This is a genomic window from Paenibacillus sp. Marseille-Q9583, assembly GCF_976954365.1.
On the sequence record NZ_CDRJTB010000008.1, the window covers coordinates 21,354 to 40,277 of the forward strand.

The window sequence follows — 18,924 nt, forward strand, 5'->3', positions numbered from 1 at the left end:
TACTTGCTTTTGTCTGATTACTTTTTAGTCGAACGTGCTTGCGCATCCTGCAGTTTTTTAGCAACATCCTCCGGCTTACCACCCATCATAAGCTCTTGAAGACCGTTGTTAATCACTTCGCCTGCTTCAGCAGATAAATAGGCGTCATATACCGGTGTAATTTCAGAATTCACAGCCAATTCGTAAGCTTTGAAGTAAAGCGGGCTTACTTTCGACTTATCCAGTTCTACTTTGTACATAACCATCGAGTTGCTTTCTGCGATCGCCTTTTGGCCGTCCGGTCCGCTTACTGCGTAGATCAGATCAAGCGCTGCCTGCTTTTGTGCACCTTCTGTATTTTTGTTAAGCGCGAAGCCAGCGCCAGCGCCGCCGGACAGTGTATTCGCTTTGCCTGCTCCACCTTCTATGCCAGGCATTGTCGTAACTTCGATAGGTGCCAATTGCTCAGGCGTTGAGGATGCTGCAAGATTTGTAAGCGACCATGCGCCGTTAATCATCATAGCTGCCTTGCCTTGAATGAAGTATTGCTCTGCTTGCGTGTTGTCAATGCTGTTTGCGCCATCTTGAAACGCTTTATTGTCAACGAGCTCTTTGAACTTGCCCAAAGCGTCAATGAACACAGGATCTGTAAAAGACGCTCCATCTTGAGCTGCAGCTTTCAAGAACCAGTCCGTACCCGTCACGCGGTCAGCCAACGAACCGATAATCGTCGATTGTGCAACCCATGGTGCTTTATTGCCGAGGGCAATTGGCGTAATGCCGTTATCGTTGAATGTTTTAATTGCAGTCATCATCTCTTCCCAAGTTGTCGGTACTTTTACACTATGCTTCTCGAAAAGGTCTTTGTTATAATACATGAACGAAGTTGCTGACATCCCGATCGGCGCTGTGAAAATTTGTCCTTTTTCAAACTCATAGCGGTCGAATGCCCCTGCCAAGAAATTGTTCTTCCATTCAGGGTATTTATCCATCAGCTCTGTAATCGGTTGAAGCTTGTCGGCATCGTAGAACTCTTGGGATTGGCTACCCGCATAGACGAAAAATACGTCTGGCATTTCATTTGCTGCGGCCACTGTGCTTAGGCGTTGACGGTAACCATCAACCGGGATCGCTTGCGCGTCTACTTCAACGTCTGGATGTTCTTCTTTATACTTGTCGATTAGATCTCTAACCGCTTTGGCACGAAGGTCGTCACCTGCGAAGTTATGCCATATTGAAATTTTCGTCTTTTCTTCAGAGCCTTTGTTCCCTTCATTGCTCTGCTCTTTGTTTCCGCTATTGTTGCAAGCGGTTGCCAAAAGGGCAATCATCAAGATAATTGTCGTTACAAACGCAAGTCTCTTCTTCATTCAAATATTCCCCCTTTAGTAATAACCCTAGTATAGATAAGACAGACGATAAGTCGTAGGGGGGATAATTAAGCGCTTACGGGGGATATTTTCACCTTCGTCAATTCATCTTGATCGATATTGCGAAGGGGTTTCGCCACTGTACCGCTTAAAAAGCTGGTTAAAATGCTTCATATCCTCGTAACCTACCCGCCTAGCGATCTCGCTTACCTTCGCCGGCGTTTCCTTCAACAAACGGCTAGCCCATTCCATTCTCGCTTCCGTTACATACTCAATATAGTTTTTACCTGTTTCCTGTTTAAACAGCTTGCTAAAATAGTTTGGATTCATATGTACGCTTGCCGCTACCTGCGCCAAAGACAAGCTGTCAGCAAGATGCTCGCGTATATAGGCTACAGTTCGGTCAATGGCTTCATTCCTGCTGCCGTTTAATCGTTCATACTGGGCATGGATTGCAAGCAGCATCTGCTCCAGTATTTCTTCTGGATACGTTGTAAGCAGCTTCATGTCCAACTGCTCAAGCTGCGGAAGCTTCGGCATCGATTGACCCACAGATGCTGCTGCACGCTCTAACCAGCGATACCCCCCAACGATCAACGAATGCAAATACGCTTGAACGGAACTTGGCGTCGCTTCCGTATCCTGCCTAATGCTCGCCAGTTCACTTTTAATCCACTGCTGTACGACTTCTCGGCTACCGCTTCTCAGAACGGCAGTCAACTTACTCTCCACTTCTTCCGTACAAACGGTCCGCATTCCTTTCCGGTCTTTAATATCTTCATAAACCAGCATTCTTACTTCCTCTGCCAGCCAGCGGAATGAGGTAGTATATTCGGCGGTGCGAAGTGACTCCCTCAGTTCTGCCAAATTGCTGGCCCATACACCGCATGCTGCAAAAAAAGGCTGGCTATAAACGCGCTCCGCCCGCTCCATCGACGCCTTAACCAATCGCTTCGCACCCGGCTGCCCCCTGCGGAAAATAAGCAGCCATCCATATTCCCAATCCAGAATGACACAGCCAAGTGAATCCCTAATCATCGCAGCCGCCTCATTCATTTCGCTTTCCATCTCCTCCTTCATTGTCAGTGGAGACGCTGATGTCACTAGCCATAGCTCTAGCTTCTCCATATCCGATCCGAGCCTCAGCTCAGGATAATAGATCAACAGTTCCTCACTTTCACGCTCCGTCAGGAGATTGTCCCCGCGAAGAAACCGATCTAGCTGCTTCCAACGGAATGCCGTTTGATGGATGGCTTCTTGAAGCACAGCCTCCCTTCTGCTGACGATACGCTGTTTCACGCGCATAACCGCAGTCATGATATCGCCAGGACGGCTATTTTTAAGCAAATAATCACTTATTCCTTCCCGCACCGCTTGCTGTGCATATGCGAAATCATCGAATCCAGACAATATAACAATTTCAATGTAAGGAAAATTCCGCTTAACCTCGCGAGACAATTCCAATCCCGTCATTCCCGTCATCCGAATATCGGTTAAAATGATGTCAGGACACTCTATCGGAATGCGCATCAGCGCTTCCTCTGCAGAAGCAGCCGGCGCGAGCAGCTCAATGCCATTCTCTTCCCATTTAATAACCGTGCTAAGGCCGGTCCTAATAATGACTTCGTCATCTACAATTAAAAGCTTCATGTGCACATTCTCCTTCCTTCCCACAAAGGTTGCAGCCTATTTGATTTCTGATTGGAGCGGTATAATCGTAAAACTAACTTTAGTGCCGCTTCCTTCTACGCTTTCGATCCGCAATCCAGCTTCATGCCCATAATGAAGCTGCAGCCGATTATGCACGTTGCGCAATCCGTAGCTGCTACCTGCCGAGTCATTATTCTTCAGTGGATCAATGCCCAAGTTTGCACTTACCTTCTCCCTCAACAGCTCCAATCTTTCCCTGCTCATGCCGACACCGTCATCCTGAACGATAAACGTAATACGCTCTCCCACTGACACCGCTTTAACGATAATGCTTCCTTTACCCTCTCTTTTCAAAATGCCATGAATCATCGCATTTTCAATTAGCGGCTGGAGCAGCAACTTCAGCATTCTCATATCGAGCAACTCCGCCGGAATATTCGCCTCGTAATCAAATTTATCTGGATATCGAATAGACTGGATCTTCACATAATGATCTACATGCAAAATTTCTTGGCTGATTGCACAATATTCCTGTCCTTTATTTAAGCTGAAACGAAGAAAATCACTCAATGAGCCAACCATATCCGCAATTTTTTCGTCTCCCTTCATTAGCGCCATCCAGTGGACTGACGATAACGTATTGTATAGAAAATGCGGATTGATCTGAGCTTGAAGAGCCGACATGTCCGCTTCCTTCTTCAACGCCTCGTTGTGCTTCACCTCATCGGTTAGATTAATAATTCGCGAGCTCATCCGATTATAGCTAATAATCAGTTGTCCAACCTCATCGATCGATGTGACAGGCAGCGTAGGCAGCGGCTCGTCCGGGCTGGAATTCCTAAGAAAATTCGTTAATGCAGACAACGGCTTCGTCACCTTTTGAATAAGTACAAGGACGAACGCGATGACAAAGAGCATGGAAATGCTGACTGCAATTGCAGTTAACGTTAAAAAATACTGGTTCTGCGCTCTGTAAGCTTTTGCCGGAATGATGCCTACAAGCCTCCAGTTAACATTCGGCATCTGATAGTACAGTACTGTACTCCGCTCCTCTGCTTCTCCGTAATCAAACGACCCCGACTTGCTCTTGAAATCAACTATTCCGGGAAAATAATCGTTCAAGCTCTTGTTAGTCGCGTACCCTTCCGGTCCAGCCAATATCCGATTTTGTCCATCCAACAGCAAAGCGACGCCTTCACCCTCTAATCCAGCCTGCTTTAAATGGCTAGAGATAACTGATTGTGTCAAGCTAATTTTAAGCATGCCGATACTGTAATATTTTGATGTGCTGCGAATCGGCCGCGACATCGTAATGACATCCTCTTTACCGTCCGACGTAACGAAGTGATGCACAGGAGACCACCATTTTGGAAATTCCTCATAATAACTGGGATACTCGCTCTGAATATCGGTCCATTCTGATTCGAGGACAGATCTGAAGGAAACCGACGGCTTATTATCTTCATTCGATTCAATTATGACATTGGCGATATATGGTTTGGAAATCGATAATGTTGTAAGTAAATTAACGATCGAGGTTTGCTTTAGCAAATCGTGTTCCGGTGTTTTCAAATAGCTTTGGACATCAGGGTGGCCGATGAGAAATAGTGATAGATTCTCTACATCGCTCACCATATTTTCCAAATAGGCCCCAATTTGCCGAAGCGTGTTCATGCCTGAACTTTTCGCTTTCTCCTCTGTTAAGCTTTCAGCAATATAATAGGAGAACAGTCCCAGAGACAACACCGGTACCAATACCGAAATAATAATCAACAAGCTCAGCTTCTGCTTTAACGATTTACCCAACCAGTTTTCCATCTTATCCTCCGTTCAGATTACCTTTATGCTCTGTTGCTAAATTGTAGCTTTCAAGACTTCCAGAAAACATGTTTGCGCTTTCATGATAACCTAAGTCGCTCGTCCCGACTAGAGTCTATTGTTGACTTGATGAAGCATTGTCTGGTCTTGAGGCCGTCAATACACCATGACATCGTCCAGGTACTGCAGCTTTTGGCATAAAGATCGGGCATATTCTTTGGTGTGACGGGTTGATCTTCCCTGATGATTTAAAATGTCTTCTTGACAACACAGTGGAAAAAAGTGTTATTATTAAAGCGATATGAACACAGACAGACAGTCGGTCGATAATTGAGGAGTTGTAAAGATGCGAGTTGTAAAAGAAGCAGAGGAACGCAGGAACGAAATAATTGACGCAGCTGAGGAGCTTTTCAGTCAGAAGGGCTTTGACGGTACAAGTACAAACGATATCCTCGAAAAGGTCGGAATCGCGCGAGGAACATTATACCATCACTTCAAGTCGAAGGAAGATATTATGGACGCGCTGATTGAGCGGTATAGTGTCCGTCTTTTAGGTGCGGCTCAGGAAATTGCAGCAGACAAGAGCATACCTGTAGTCGAGCGCATTATTCGCGTTGTTATGGCACTGAACTTAAGCGGCGGAAGCAGCAAGGAAATTATGGAGCATATTCACAAGCCGCAAAACGCACTTATGCATCAAAAAATAGAAAAGGTCATTATCAATGGCGTTACACCGATACTCACAGAAATCATCCACGAGGGCATCCAGCAGAGACTGTTCCACACACCGTATCCGTATGAATGCATGGAAATGGTTGTGATCTATGCGAATACCGTTTTTGATGATGATATGGTTCATTTAACGAACGAGGAGCGTGCTTCACGCATACAGGCCTTTGTTTTCAATGTAGAAAGATTGTTGGGTGTTAAAAGTGGAAGTCTTACAGACGTAATGCAGATGTTTGGCCGTGGATAGTTGAAGCAACGAATAAATCAGGAAATCCTTCATTCAGAGGTGGATTATGTATTATAGGATAATTCGTAATGACATTTTAAAGAGCAAAGCGATATCGCTAACAACAATGATATTTGTCGCTGCCTCAGCCATGCTTGTTTCACTCGCAGCGATACTCGTCGTCAATCTTTCTGGCGCGTTGGACACGCTAATGACACAAGCGAAAACTCCACATTTTATGCAGATGCATTCGGGTGAGATTGATACTGCGCGGCTTACGGCTTTTGCGGAACAAAACACCAACATCGATGAGTTTCAAGTGGTAGAATTTCTGAACATTGATGGCGCGCGGATTATAATAGGTGATAATTCGCTTGCGCACAGCGTTCAGGACAACGGTTTAAGCGTACAGAGCGAAAAATTCGATTATCTTCTTGATCTGGACGGTAACATCATCAACGTATCTGACGGCGAGATTTATGTTCCGATAACTTATATGAAAGATAACACTGCAAAGATCGGTGACAAGGCCGTAATTAGCGGCAAAGAATTTACCGTTGAGGGGTTTCTACGCGATTCGACAATGAATTCTTCGCTTTCTGCCTCAAAGCGATTTCTTGTAAGCAGCAAAGACTATGCGGAAATAAAAAACCTTGGAAATACAGAGTATCTGATTGAGTTCAGATTAAAAGATATGTCGGGGATAGGCGCATTTGAAACCGCATATACCTCCGCAGGACTTGAAATGAATGGGCCGACAGTTACGTATTCGCTTTTTAGAATGATGAATGCAATTTCCAACGGGCTAATGATTGGGGTTATCCTTCTGGTAAGCTTGCTTGTCGTTACTATCACGTTCATGTGCATACGCTTTACACTTCTTGCGAAAATTGAAGATGATTATCGTGAAATTGGTGTTATGAAAGCTATAGGACTGCGTGTCTCTGACATCAAGAAGATTTATCTGGCGAAATACGCGGTGCTTGCGGCTGCAGGCTCTATTCTCGGTTTTTCTCTTTCGTTTGTTTTCAAAGGTATGCTTCTCGAAAATATACGGCTTTATATGGGAGAAAGTGAACATTCTTCTTTTTCTGTAGCTTTAGGAGTCATCGGCATATTGCTAGTATTCCTTGCCATTATGGTCTATGTTAACGGAGTGCTAAAACGCTTTCGAACAATTTCTGCCGCGGAAGCCATACGCTTTGGCACTTCCCAGGACAAAAACACGGGTGCTAAGCGTTTTACCTTAAGCGGAAACAGACTGTTTAACACAAATATTTTTCTCGGTATCAAAGATGTTCTCTCAAGGAAAAAGCTTTACTCCACAATGCTAGCTGTGCTGGTGATTTCGGCATTTATCATGATTGTTCCGCAGAATCTGTACAGCACGATTTCCTCGAAGAGCTTCATCAGTTATATGGGGATTGGAAACTACGATCTACGCATACAGTTGTCCGGCAATATCGATAATATCTCGGAAAAAGTTGTGGAAATCGTAGAGGCAGTGAAAAATGATCAAGCCATTTCAAGGTTTGCCATCCTTACAACAAAATCATTCAAGGCAAAAACGGAAGACGGATCAGAGGAAAATATTAAAATTGAACTCGGCGACCATTCGATATTTCCTATCGAATATTCCGAGGGCAACAAACCCGTTGCATTTGACGATATTGCGCTTTCGACTATATACGCCAATGAGATGAGCAAAAAGGTTGGTGATATCATTACGCTGGTGATGGAGGGAAAGGAGAAAAATCTCACGGTAAGCGGAATCTATTCCGACATTACGAACGGCGGCAAAACAGCAAAGGCTATTTTTACCGACCATTCGCCGGACATTATGTGGAGCACTGTCAGCGCTGAACTTTTGGATAAATCCCTTGTTGACGCAAAGGTTGCGGAGTATGCAGACAAATTTGATTTTGCTAAGATTTCAGACATTGATGAATTTATTACACAGACCTTTGGCTCGACAATAAGCTCCGTCGAAATGGCTGCCTACGCCGCGGTCGCTGTTGCACTAATTATAACGGTACTAGTTACATTGTTATTTATGAAGATGCTTGTGGTAAAGGACCGATATTCTATTGCCCTAATGAAAGCATTCGGTTTTACAAACTCGGATATTAAGTGGCAGTATGTTTCGCGGACGGTATTCGTTCTAATTGTCGGAATTGTTCTCGGCACACTACTGGCAAACACTCTCGGTGAGATGCTTGCGGGCTTGGTTATTTCTTCGTTTGGAGCGTCGTCGTTTAATTTTACGGTTACTCCTCTTTCGGCGTATCTGTTTAGTCCGCTAATGATGATAGGCTCAGTCCTTATCGCAACCATGATTGGCACATCAGGCGCGGGACAAATAAAAATATCCGACCATATAAAGGAGTAGAGAGATGAATAAGATTATTATCGGTGATCATATTGTAAAGTCTTTCGGCGAAGGCGATGAACAACGTATTGTTCTTGATGAAGTGTCCGTTGAAATAAACGATGGCCAGTTCGTTGCGGTTATGGGCCCTTCTGGCTCGGGAAAATCGACGCTGATGTTTGTGTTGAGTGGAATGGACAAGGCTGACGGAGGAAAGGTTGTTTTTGACAGCAGGGAATTATCGTCGGCCTCTGAGAATGAGCTTTCAGATCTTCGTAGAACAAAAATGGGATTTGTCTTTCAACAACCGACTATGCTGAAAAATCTAAATATCCTCGACAACATCATTCTTTCGTCCATGCGTGACAACAGAAATAACGCAGCAAAAATTTCAGAGAAGGCAAGAGCACTTATGAAAAGGGTAGGCATTGCGGGGCTTGAAAAGCGAGATATTACACAGGTTTCGGGAGGTCAGCTTCAACGTGCGGGAATATGCCGCTCGCTTATGAACAGCCCGAAGATTATATTTGGCGACGAGCCTACGGGCTCGCTCAACTCAAAATCGGCGCAGGAGATTATGGATATTTTTTCTGAAATTAACGCAGACGGTACTGCAGTTATGCTTGTAACTCACGATGCAAAGGTTGCGGCGCGGACGGAACGCATTATATTTATGAGTGACGGAAAAATCGTAAGCGAACTGAACCTTCCAAAGTTTGACGGGACTGATATGGATAGCAGGGTCGAGAAAGTTACTATGAAAATGTGGGAATTAGAGATATAAGCCATGACATGAAAATGATCTTTAAGAACCTGCCGGTTGACTCCTCTTTTCTTCCACATCTCCTAGTTCTTCACGCTTATCCTCCCACCTTTTTCATAGGAGATATCCACATTAGTTAACATTGTTTAATTTCCAAAATAACAAAGAAACGGCATTTCCGCCGTTTCTTTAGATGGACTCTCAGGGGCTCGAACCCTGGATAAATAGATTAAGAATCTACTGCTCTACCAACTGAGCTAAGAGTCCATATGATGTTTGGTGGAGCCAAGGGGGATCGAACCCCTGACCTCATCGCTGCCAGTTTTTTTGGGTTTTTCATTCCCCCCTTGCCTTGAATACTGCTCTTTAAGCCGGTTTTGAATACAAAGGTTTATTGATACGGCTCTACGCTACCGTCTTCCTGTTCTTCTCCCAATATAACTTTTTCAATGACACTTTCGAATACATTGCGATCAAATTTAGAAAGGACAGTATTGCTTTGAAGCACACTACGAAATTGCTTTTGATTGCCGCAGACCCGATTGTACGTTTCGACAAAAGCGCCCTCAATTATGTTTTCCTCAATGCCTTTGCTATGGGGATAATATTTCTTTCCTTTTTTCGAGAATGAGACACATTGCCAAATGACCTTTGCGTAAGTTGTTTTGCTATTCCAGCTTCTGCGGGAATAGTTTTTTTCGCAGAATCCACATTCAAGCTTGCAACTTAACGTAAACTTCCGACTGAACTTTTCGCGTTCACCGCCTTTTTCAAGTTTCCCACGCGGCTTTCCTCGTCTGTACAAAATATCTTGGGCTTTTTCAAAAATGTCTTCACTTAAGATTGGCTCGTGATGATTCTTGATGTAATATTGATCCTCTTCGCCACGATTATCCAATCTACGCTTGGATATGGGGTCAAGCGTAGCTAATCTATTTTTCTGAAGGATTTAGGTCAACCCCTTCAATAAATACTGACCTATATACCTTCGACAAACAGTTTTCGGAAATTCCTGCTAGTTAATCTTTCTGTCGCAGAAAAAAAAGGTCAGAAGCTTAGCCCGTTAGCACGACGTCATGATCCGTTTAAAATACAAAGCTAACGTTCAGGTTGGTATACTTGGCGGATAATTCATCTTCTATTTGTACTTTGCTTTTTCTAAATTCGCTCAACTTAATGGTTTCAGATGAGCATGTCAGATTCACAGAAATATGATAGCTCATACCCGTTTTACGAATTTGGCAGTTCTTTAATTGTGTGTCCTCAGGCAAGTTCCTGTGAAGAGTCTGCTCAATCTCTTTTATAATTTTTATATCCGTCGTAACGCCACCCACTAGTTCGATAAAACTCTCTTTTAGAAGCAGAAGCGGCCTTTTCAATGCAAACAGTACCAATATAAGCGTGATCAGTGAGTCTCCCGTATACAACAAGAAAGAAAACGGCCCATTTTCATCAATAAACAAAAACAGCAAAACTCCCAACCCTACCCCTGCAGCCATAAGTCCATCTACAAACGCCATTTTCGAATCAGCAGCCAATATCGTGCTGGCTTGATTTATTTTCTTATTTTGATATTTGGCATAGAAGGAAAGCCCAAAGCTTAAGGCAATCATCAATAGGATATACGGAATGACCGGAACAATGTTGATCTTGCTCGCTGTCCCCGTTCTCAGGAATGTAGTCAAAAGTTGTATACTGCTTATGGTTGAGATCATCAAAAGGATCAGTGTTACCAAGGATTTGAACATAGCGTACAGTGGTTCATACATGTACTGTCCATTGGGGAATACCTTGCTTCTTTTATTACTGTACCTAGAAATGAAAATCGCCATCACGCTGGATAACGCGACAATCAAAGAAAATCCGGCATCCAAGAAAATAGCTTGTATACTGGTGCTTGCATAAGCCCAAAATGCTGAGATCGCCATGACGATATTAATCATAACGTTTACTTTCAATGCTCGTTGTTCAGTTATCTTTTGATTCATACCAAAACCTCCTGCAAAGGCTGTCCCGTCTGAAGCTTTGTTGAAGTCTCTCTATTCCCTGTAAATCGGGCAGGTTGCGCAGCGGAAGGCTCCGTCCAGACGGGCATGCCAGGTAAAATCTATCGGGGCCACCGTAAACCCGCGTTCCTTGAGATGCTGTTGCAACGACTCGTGCCTTTTTTGAACGATAATGTTCTTGGGACCCAGCATTAAAATGTTGGTACCCATCTCGGAGCGCGTCTTCCCGTCCACTTCAATAAAATCATAGGTGTTTAATGGATAAGGTAAAGGATCTTGCAATGATTCACGATGAATAATCCCTTGCTTTTCTCCAATCAATGTCATACAGCAATCCAGATGCAGAATGCCTTCATTCTGTAATCGTACGGGAATAACCTGTACATTCGAGCCCAGTTTTTCTTGCAGCCACTGTACTCCTTTTTCATTACTTGCATATTTGCCCACTCCCACATACACATAGGGAAGATCGACTATTACATCTCCGCCCTCCAAGTAAATCTCTGATGGAGCCGAGATCGTCTCCACCTTAGCGCCGCCTTGCCTAAACGAGCTGAGGATGGGATGAAACCCGCGCAGCTCCTTTTGCCTCATTTCAATTTGCAAGTTGGCCGCAACCATTAAGTCGTTTACACATAAGACTGAATCACGAGCATACATTTGTCCAAGGCCCGCTGGTTCTTCCGATCTGATTTTCACTTCTTCAGGGTGCAATACCCGAACCCCATAGCTGGATAGAACCTGCTTGAGATCGGCAAGCTCCTTCTGATACTTTCGTACAAGGAAGCGGGGAACGGCCTTTCCCTTCACCATGGGATAGATAAAGTTAGTCAGTGCTTTTTTCCACCAAGGGCTTTCATCCTCTGCTTCAATATCATGCATGCCTGGAAAATAGAGCGAAGGAGCCACACCCAATATCACTTCTCTTAATCGGCCATACTCATTGACAATATGGATTTCACTCATTGCCTAGCATCCCCTTTGCGATTCTTTTAACATGATGTGCTGATTCCCGTCCAAAAAACATTCCAGGCAGATTGTGCAACGCGAATGTATTCTTCATTCGAGCAATAATGAATCTGCATCATGACACCGTCTGCGTTACAAATAAAGGCAGCCAGTAAATCAGATAAGTTGCTGTTTCGAATCACACGATTAGCAGCACCCTCTTTAAAAATAGAGGCAAGCAAATTTTTCAATTGCTGGTCGTAGACAGAGACCTTTTCTAGCAACAGCAGCTTTAAAGATATCGGCGGAAAAAAGACCATTCTTCTAAAGAAATCAAATTCCAAGGTTTGATCTTTTTCCAGAGGATAGTAGCTAAGATGCCGGAAAACAGCATAAAGCTTTTCCTTAGTACTCATTGCTTCAATCTCTTCAGCTAACTGATGCAGGACTTTCCGATTCTTTTCAACCAAGTCGTCCACAATAGCCAGAAATAGCTGCTCCTTGCCTTTAAAGTGAGAATACAAGGAAGCCTTTCGTATGCCCACCTGACCCGCTATAGACTCCATAGACGTTCCTTCATACCCATGAAGCGAAAATAGTTTCATAGCTTGCAGCTTTACTCGATCTGCTGCCGACATATACACCCTCCTCGTATAACGATATTTCACCTACTTGACATTGCACCGCTGGGATCACACTACCTACCGTTCGGTAGTTGAATTGTACATAATTCTTCTTCCGGTGTCAAATGAAAGCATCGAATATCGAAAAAGACATAAATCATCTTCGTAAGTTTGTCGAATCAGGTAAGATCAGGTCCTATGTATCAGGAGTTTCCCGCTCTTATTGACCTACGCCATCACTGAGCGGGCCGTACTTATTTCATTCCTATTAGACTTCTAATTTCATCAAAAGTCAGATGGTTCAGAAAAGTCTCTTGGAAGTTTCTAATGCCGAGGAGAGCATGATGTACGGCACAGGACTTGGTGGAGAGGCATTTTGGCCACATGGGGAATCGTGACCTTCCTGGCTGGATCACTGTTGTATAATAATAAAACGATTGCTTCAGAGCGCTAAGACAACTTAAAAAGGAACATGAGAAAGCTGAGAGAAACGATTGATTACGAAAAAAGAGCGGAGTATTTCCTACTTGGACTTTTTTCACCTGCAGTTCAAGCTTAGCAGAACTGGACAACTTCCATAACACAATCAAACCGCTATGCAACGGGAATATCCCGATGCATAGCGGTTTGATTGTGTGCGCTTGCATTTGTACCACCTTCGCCCAAGCTAACAAAGAGGATTATCTCACAGCCATTCCACGTTTCAAAGGTGGGGTGTGTTTGACGCTTACTTCATAAATACTATACATTTAGCAATAATGAGTACTTTCGCAGTTTAGATTAACTGCATGAGAAACTTCACTATACTTAACATTAGAAAATTCAAGTGTATTGTATGACGGCAGCCCCCTATACATTAAAATAGGCTCTTCGCTCTACTGGATGGGTAAAGACGGATTTAGGAACTACGTGCTAAAAGCATTGGAAGCCGAAGTTTGTTAGCGGTCATGTAAACCATAGCAATCAGGTTTTGAACGTTTCTGTAGTCTCGGCTTTTCGTTTGGCTGCTTGCACAAGTCTATTGATTCCCCTCCAGCAGGCCATTTGTCATCCTGTCCTTATAAAATTTGTACGAATCAGGAGTACCCTTAACCGTTTTATTTTTATATAAATGGTTCCCTTTATTAATTAAATAATCATACAAAACAATCCCCCCTCGAAACTTGAACATCGTGTTATTACACAAATTTGTAGTGCGATGAAGTGAAAGTATTGTTGAAACATTTTTTTATTTTAACATGTTACTTATTTACGTAAATGAAAACCACTCTATTCATCTAACTGTTAGCCATACCTTGGTTTCCATTTCATATTATTAGATACGATATTAGAAGATCTGCTTTCCTGTGACATTTCTCCGGTACATAAAATACATTAAACCGTTCATATTATCACGATCTTTTTCAAATCCATCGCCTTCAGCAACAAGTTCGTTGTATCGATGATCGAATCGATCCGAGATATATTTAGAAAAATGGTATCGAGTAAGATATCTTTATATTTTGAAGAAGCTATGCTACCTGAGGACCCCTATTAGTCCAAAAACTTATACGTTCGAAAATTGTCTTCTCATTGTTCTTGTCGAACTTATACAGGTTATATTTGTTTATCAGCTTACGAAGCTCTCTTTTATACTCAAACTCGCCTTCATCAGCGTTCCCGCCTTGAATCTCTATGTATGAATACGTAGGGATTCTGCTTCTTCATGATTGAAGAAGCTCATGAACGTGCTATGAAAAGTACTCACATAGAATTTGGAGTTCTTTTAGGGGTCACTCCAGAGAAGTGGGTAGCTGGGTGGACTACATTACATGTAGTCTTTAACTAAATATTCAAAGTCAGCATACGGGTTCATGTCATGCAAGACCTCTCTAAGAAAGAACGATAAGTGTCTAATTAACTCATTCAATTCTTCAAGTTTGACAACAAGTGCATCAAAGTTCACGTCATTGGAAAGGTTCTCATATTGCCTTACACTCTCTTTTACTGCGGCCCTCGGTCCGAAGGCCCCGACCTGGATCTCGTCCGGTGGATGAGCGAAGCGCTGTGCGTTACCGTTCGTTGCGGAAGGCGCATCAGGACACCCGAGGAAGCGGCGTCGGCCATGCGCGCCGGGGCGTCTTACGTGGGGGTCGGAGGCGCCATCACGCGCCCGCAGTTCATCGCGGAAGTGCGGGACGGCTTATCGGCTTCATCCGTTCATTCAGGAAGTTTTATTCTGTATCGTCGAAAAAGCACATCCCGGTCGCGTTGCCGCACTAATCGGAATGTGCTTTAATCAATTGTTCCCGCGTCTACTCCTGCTGCTGCCCTTCGATTAATTGAAGAACGCGATACAAGAACGTCGCCGCTTCCGCTCTGCTGGTCGTACTCTTCGGCTTCATATAGCCGCCCGAGCCCATAACCAGCCCATGCTCGAACAGAGTTGCCACGCTGTCCGCAGCATATGGCGCAATCTGGCTCGCATCACGGAAGCCCTCAAGTGTTGAACCGGATGCGGACGGCTTGATTGCTCCCGTCGTTTGAAGCGCTCGGGTTAGCATAACCATAGCGTCCTGGCGGCTGATTGAGTCACGAGGAGCAAAGTTAACTTCGTTCACGCCCGAAACGATTCCCAATTGCTTGACGATGGACACCGCATCGTAGTAATAATCATTCGGTTTCACATCGGCGAACGTCGAGGTAATCTCGGCGCGCAAGTCAAACATGTTCACCAGCATAAGGATAAAATCAGCTCGCGTTACTTGATTTGCGGGGCTGAAAGTGCCATTTTCGATCGAGATGCCTTTGACGATGCCTCTTTCGGCCAGCTTCTCGATCGCCTCGCGCGCCCATTCGTGCTTGCCAAGGTCAGTGAACGCAGCTGGTTTCTTGCCGCCGAAAGCATAGACTCCGACTTTGTCGATGGAGAATCGCAGTACGCCCTTGTCTTTGTCATAAGACGTGCCATCAATTGCCGCCGCGCTGTCGCCCGTCAGCTCGAAAGCTTGCAGATCAGTAGCTTGCTCGCCCGCTTGAAGCGAATACGGAATCGTAATGGAAATCGGTGCCTTCGCATTGTTCCAAGACAGAGCTTCACCGTCCAGTTGCAATGCAACTTCAACGATTGGCCTGTTGCCGATCCGGCCAGCCGCTTCGTTGCCGCGATACTCGCCTGCATGGTCGCTTACGATAACGAGCAGCTTTCCGGCATTCTTCTTGACTCCAGCCAGCATGTCACCAATCAAAGCAAGCTGGGCATAAGGCGTGGAGATATGCAGAATCAGATTAGACTGGTTCGTCAGATTAGCTGCGGGAAGCTCCAAAGCATAGCTGCCAGCCGCATTCGACGGCTTCAATTCAAGACGAATATGCTTGTTGCCGTTGCTGTCGGCTGTTGCCTTGAGAATCGCAGCATTCAGATCCGCTGCTCCGACCGAAGCCGCAGCCTGATTGCCTTTCAATGTCGGGACAAGCACGGCTTTGACTGAACCGTCCGTTTGCAACGTATACGGATCTTGCGCCGAACCGCCTCCAATGCTGCCTCCAATGCTGCCCCCATTGCCTCCGCCAGTGGAAGGCGGCTTGCGATATTCGAAGGCGGCCTGCTCTGAAGTCGTCATGTCATCCGTTTCAAGCTCGACCGTATACAGTCCTTGCTCTTCTCCGGTCAACGTAAAGGCGATGCGGAAGCTTCCGTCATCCTCAGTGCCCGTCTGGCCGGTATATTGAATGTTGCCTTTTGGGTCAAGCACTTTGACATACAAATGTTCTTTCTTACCGTTCATGACTAACCCATTGATCGTAACTTTCTTCGTGGAGGCGTCCACGGCAGCTTCTATGCCGTCCAATGTCTTCAGCTCTTGCCGCTGGGAAAGATTGTACAAGCCGAATTCATAGAAGGAATAACCGTAGAACGTTGCCCGATTCAGTCCCTCAAACTTGATGTATCTTGCCGTCGTTGCCGGGAATACCAGCGTATTCTTGCCGTCGGACGCTTTAACCACGCCATTGTTGCCGACTTTCAAGGGCTCCCACGTCTGCTTATCATCCGAGACGCTCAGACGGTATTGGTCCGCGCGCGCATATTCCCAATCGATGCGGATCGTATCGAAGGTTTGCTTGCTGTCCAGATCGATCTGGAACCAAGCCGTATCGCGCACTTCGCTCGCCCAGCGCGTGCCCGGTGCGCCATCCAGCGCCTTAGAAGGCTCTAGACCTGCGGCTTCCGTCGAGGATGCCTCTGCTTCTTTGTCTTGTGCGATGCTGCCAATCTCGTAATACACGCCTTCCTTCAGCGCCGTATAAGCGCCTTCCGTTACAAATTCAAGGCCTTTAGCCCCTTCCAGCTTCGCATTGAATGCCAGCAAATAGCCTATGGCTTCCTCAGGATCGCTCTCTTGCGTACGCTCCATCATGATCAGGGCGTTGCGCATAGCGCGTACTGTATCGGCATTGCTAAGCTGCTTGTTGTCTGCGTATTTATCAACAAGAGCCAATAGACCTTCAGCGCCCAAACGAGCTTCTATTACGAACTTTACCGTCTTGGATTTGGCAGCCGCCACCGTCAGCTCCAGCACATGCTTGCCCGGCTTGCCCGTCAGATCTACTATAGTTCCTTGCGTATAAAGTTTGCCGTCATACTTGGCCGTTACCTTGACGATACCGCTGTCATCATCTCCCGGAATGACCCAGGTGAAGGCGGCCTGTGTCGTATCAGGCACAATCGTATGCTCCGAGATCGGCTCCCCGTTCATGAGCGCTACAACATCAGGCGCAGTGGCGTCTTGCTTCTGATAAGTGCCCTTCACGAATTGGTACAGCCAATCGTAGAGGACGCGGGTAGCAGGATCCTCGCTTTTCGCCGCGCTGAAAATGGCGTTGTTGCCTTGATAGTACGCTCTATACCCTTGCTGCATTAGCCCTGTATCCACGCCGCTGTTCAAGTAATCGATGAACCGCTCGCGGAAGACGGCGTCATTGATCATCCGGTCATCGAACTCCAGCTCCAGCGACATGCCGTACCGTTTCGCCATATCCGCTGTATCTTCCAGACGCGAGAACTCCATTTTCTCGAAGAAATAGTTCGGCTGCAGAGATACGGCATCGATGCCGACATCCTTCCACATGAATTTCTTATAAGCCAAAGAATGAGGGATCCAGAACATCTTCAGGTCAGCATTATGAACGATGTCGCTCGCTTTCTTGACCATCTCCGGGCCAGTCGAATGCGTGCTTATTTGCTCCTCCAGCCAATACATGCCGACGAGCTCCAGATTCGAGTAGCCCGCAGCCGCCCATCTTGCTTGCACTTCATCGGTCCACCACTGAATCGCTTTGGCCCGGTTGTTCAGCGATGCGGCATTACCGACCACACTTAGGTTGAAGTCCAGATTTTCATCGTTAATGCTGCCAAAATCGGACTGATATTCGCCCGGATCGGGTATCATCATAACAACCTTCGTCTTACGGTCAGGCTCGCCAAGCTTCGCGCCTACCTCGGCCGTCGCCTCGTTCAGCGCGCTCATATCGCCGCCGGCGTTAAACGTTTTATTCAAATACCATTCCCATTCCACTCTTCTGGCTTTGCCGGCCGCTGCAACCGCGCCGAAGCCTCTGCCGTTTTCCGACGTCAAACCCAGATACAGCACGCCGTCGAACAGCCAATCGACAGGCTCTCCCTGCTTGTTCACATAGCTGATATTAGGGATAACCCGTTCCTTAGTCCAGGTTCCTGTACCATCCGGGTAATGCCCGTTATACAGCAAGCCCAAATTTTCAATCCCGCCAGTAGCCTCCCCAGGTTGCTGGAGACCATAAGGTTCGGGCTGCACTGGCTGGGCTCCGTCGATCAAGCCGTCCGCGCCGGTTATCGTCACCTCGTCGATCATAGTCCACGCCCTCGGATGCACGGAGAACACCACTTTCACATACTGAGCGTAAACCAATCCTTCGGTATAATCGCCACGCTTGACGACTCCGGTCTCTGGGCTGCCGTCCCATTTATACGTCTCGGTGTTGGTCTGATCGCCCCATAACAATTTAGTCGCATTATGAGACAATACCCCCCAGTTCACCCCATCGTCAGACGCGTAGAATGAAACGGTGAGCGGTACAAGCGTTTCGTTGTTCGGCCAATCTTGCAAGAAACGCGCGCTCACGTTCTTGATCGTTTTCTGCTCGCCTAGATCAAACACAACCGAACGGGATTTCTTGTAGCGGTGGCCCACCCAGTTGCCGCTGTCACGGGATGTGTCTACGGCATTGCCGTCTGTCAGCTTCGTCCCGTCATCCGGGAAAGCGTCCTCCGGCTGATCCAACCATGTGTACGTTTTCCCTTGAACCAAATTATAAAAGCTGGCACTTTCTCCGCCCGGCTCCTCCGCATACACGGAGGATATCAACGAGAACAGCATGACCGGGACAAGCAGCAAAGCAGTCAAACTTCGTCTAGTTTTCACTTAA

At 45.8% G+C, this 18,924-nt stretch carries 12 protein-coding genes and 1 tRNA gene; 4 read left to right on the forward strand and 9 right to left on the reverse strand.

The features are described from left to right. Positions 1 to 17 precede the first annotated feature (17 nt). The 3 genes from ACWNM1_RS05835 to ACWNM1_RS05845 form a co-directional block, all read right to left on the reverse strand. Positions 18 to 1,310 (reverse strand): extracellular solute-binding protein, encoded by a 1,293-nt coding sequence (locus ACWNM1_RS05835; RefSeq protein ID WP_449600374.1) that lies wholly within the window; start codon positions 1,308 to 1,310, stop codon positions 18 to 20. A 144-nt stretch (positions 1,311 to 1,454) separates the two neighbouring features. After that, on the reverse strand, positions 1,455 to 2,999 hold the full coding sequence (locus ACWNM1_RS05840; RefSeq protein WP_449600265.1) for a response regulator transcription factor: 1,545 nt from the start codon (positions 2,997 to 2,999) through the stop codon (positions 1,455 to 1,457). Positions 3,000 to 3,035: 36 nt separating this feature from the next. Next, complete coding sequence (locus tag ACWNM1_RS05845; RefSeq protein WP_449600266.1) at positions 3,036 to 4,817, reverse strand: sensor histidine kinase; 1,782 nt, start codon at positions 4,815 to 4,817, stop codon at positions 3,036 to 3,038. 346 nt (positions 4,818 to 5,163) lie between these two features. On the opposite strand from ACWNM1_RS05845, the gene ACWNM1_RS05850 reads away from it, so the two are divergent. Genes ACWNM1_RS05850 through ACWNM1_RS05860 form a run of 3 tightly spaced genes read left to right on the forward strand, consistent with a single transcriptional unit; the run spans position 5,164 to position 8,924 of the window. Continuing rightward, the gene (locus tag ACWNM1_RS05850; RefSeq protein WP_449600267.1) at positions 5,164 to 5,793 is read left to right on the forward strand and encodes a TetR/AcrR family transcriptional regulator; all 630 of its coding nucleotides are present in this window, start codon (positions 5,164 to 5,166) and stop codon (positions 5,791 to 5,793) included. A gap of 46 nt (positions 5,794 to 5,839) precedes the next feature. Beyond that, on the forward strand, positions 5,840 to 8,161 hold the full coding sequence (locus ACWNM1_RS05855; protein ID WP_449600268.1) for an ABC transporter permease: 2,322 nt from the start codon (positions 5,840 to 5,842) through the stop codon (positions 8,159 to 8,161). A gap of 4 nt (positions 8,162 to 8,165) precedes the next feature. Beyond that, entirely contained in the window at positions 8,166 to 8,924 is a 759-nt protein-coding gene (locus ACWNM1_RS05860; protein WP_449600269.1) for an ABC transporter ATP-binding protein, read from the forward strand. Positions 8,925 to 9,097: 173 nt separating this feature from the next. Here ACWNM1_RS05860 and ACWNM1_RS05865 read toward each other — a convergent pair. The 5 genes from ACWNM1_RS05865 to ACWNM1_RS05885 all read right to left on the reverse strand — a co-directional run bounded on the left by ACWNM1_RS05865 (position 9,098) and on the right by ACWNM1_RS05885 (position 12,495). Further along, positions 9,098 to 9,170, reverse strand: a tRNA-Lys gene (locus ACWNM1_RS05865). A gap of 124 nt (positions 9,171 to 9,294) precedes the next feature. Further along, positions 9,295 to 9,801 (reverse strand): recombinase zinc beta ribbon domain-containing protein, encoded by a 507-nt coding sequence (locus ACWNM1_RS05870; RefSeq protein WP_449600270.1) that lies wholly within the window; start codon positions 9,799 to 9,801, stop codon positions 9,295 to 9,297. A 187-nt stretch (positions 9,802 to 9,988) separates the two neighbouring features. Then, entirely contained in the window at positions 9,989 to 10,891 is a 903-nt protein-coding gene (locus ACWNM1_RS05875) for a cation transporter (protein ID WP_449600271.1), read from the reverse strand. Between the two features lie 51 nt (positions 10,892 to 10,942). Then, positions 10,943 to 11,875 (reverse strand): dimethylarginine dimethylaminohydrolase family protein, encoded by a 933-nt coding sequence (locus ACWNM1_RS05880; protein WP_449600272.1) that lies wholly within the window; start codon positions 11,873 to 11,875, stop codon positions 10,943 to 10,945. Between the two features lie 26 nt (positions 11,876 to 11,901). Next, on the reverse strand, positions 11,902 to 12,495 hold the full coding sequence (locus ACWNM1_RS05885; RefSeq protein ID WP_449600273.1) for a TetR/AcrR family transcriptional regulator: 594 nt from the start codon (positions 12,493 to 12,495) through the stop codon (positions 11,902 to 11,904). A 1,951-nt stretch (positions 12,496 to 14,446) separates the two neighbouring features. On the opposite strand from ACWNM1_RS05885, the gene ACWNM1_RS05890 reads away from it, so the two are divergent. After that, positions 14,447 to 14,758, forward strand: a complete 312-nt coding sequence (locus ACWNM1_RS05890; protein WP_449600274.1) for a hypothetical protein — start codon at positions 14,447 to 14,449, stop codon at positions 14,756 to 14,758. Positions 14,759 to 14,774: 16 nt separating this feature from the next. Here the strand turns inward: ACWNM1_RS05890 and ACWNM1_RS05895 are convergent, their stop codons facing one another. Then, entirely contained in the window at positions 14,775 to 18,920 is a 4,146-nt protein-coding gene (locus ACWNM1_RS05895; protein ID WP_449600275.1) for a DUF4855 domain-containing protein, read from the reverse strand. Positions 18,921 to 18,924 lie beyond the last annotated feature (4 nt).

Coding starts and splice junctions, on each gene's coding strand:
- ACWNM1_RS05850 (WP_449600267.1), top strand. CDS start 5,164: ATGCGAGTTGTAAAAGAAGCAGAGGAACGCAGGAACGAAATAATTGAC.
- ACWNM1_RS05840 (WP_449600265.1), bottom strand. CDS start 2,999: ATGAAGCTTTTAATTGTAGATGACGAAGTCATTATTAGGACCGGCCTT.
- ACWNM1_RS05845 (WP_449600266.1), bottom strand. CDS start 4,817: ATGGAAAACTGGTTGGGTAAATCGTTAAAGCAGAAGCTGAGCTTGTTG.
- ACWNM1_RS05860 (WP_449600269.1), top strand. CDS start 8,166: ATGAATAAGATTATTATCGGTGATCATATTGTAAAGTCTTTCGGCGAA.
- ACWNM1_RS05855 (WP_449600268.1), top strand. CDS start 5,840: ATGTATTATAGGATAATTCGTAATGACATTTTAAAGAGCAAAGCGATA.
- ACWNM1_RS05885 (WP_449600273.1), bottom strand. CDS start 12,495: ATGTCGGCAGCAGATCGAGTAAAGCTGCAAGCTATGAAACTATTTTCG.
- ACWNM1_RS05835 (WP_449600374.1), bottom strand. CDS start 1,310: ATGATTGCCCTTTTGGCAACCGCTTGCAACAATAGCGGAAACAAAGAG.
- ACWNM1_RS05880 (WP_449600272.1), bottom strand. CDS start 11,875: ATGAGTGAAATCCATATTGTCAATGAGTATGGCCGATTAAGAGAAGTG.
- ACWNM1_RS05875 (WP_449600271.1), bottom strand. CDS start 10,891: ATGAATCAAAAGATAACTGAACAACGAGCATTGAAAGTAAACGTTATG.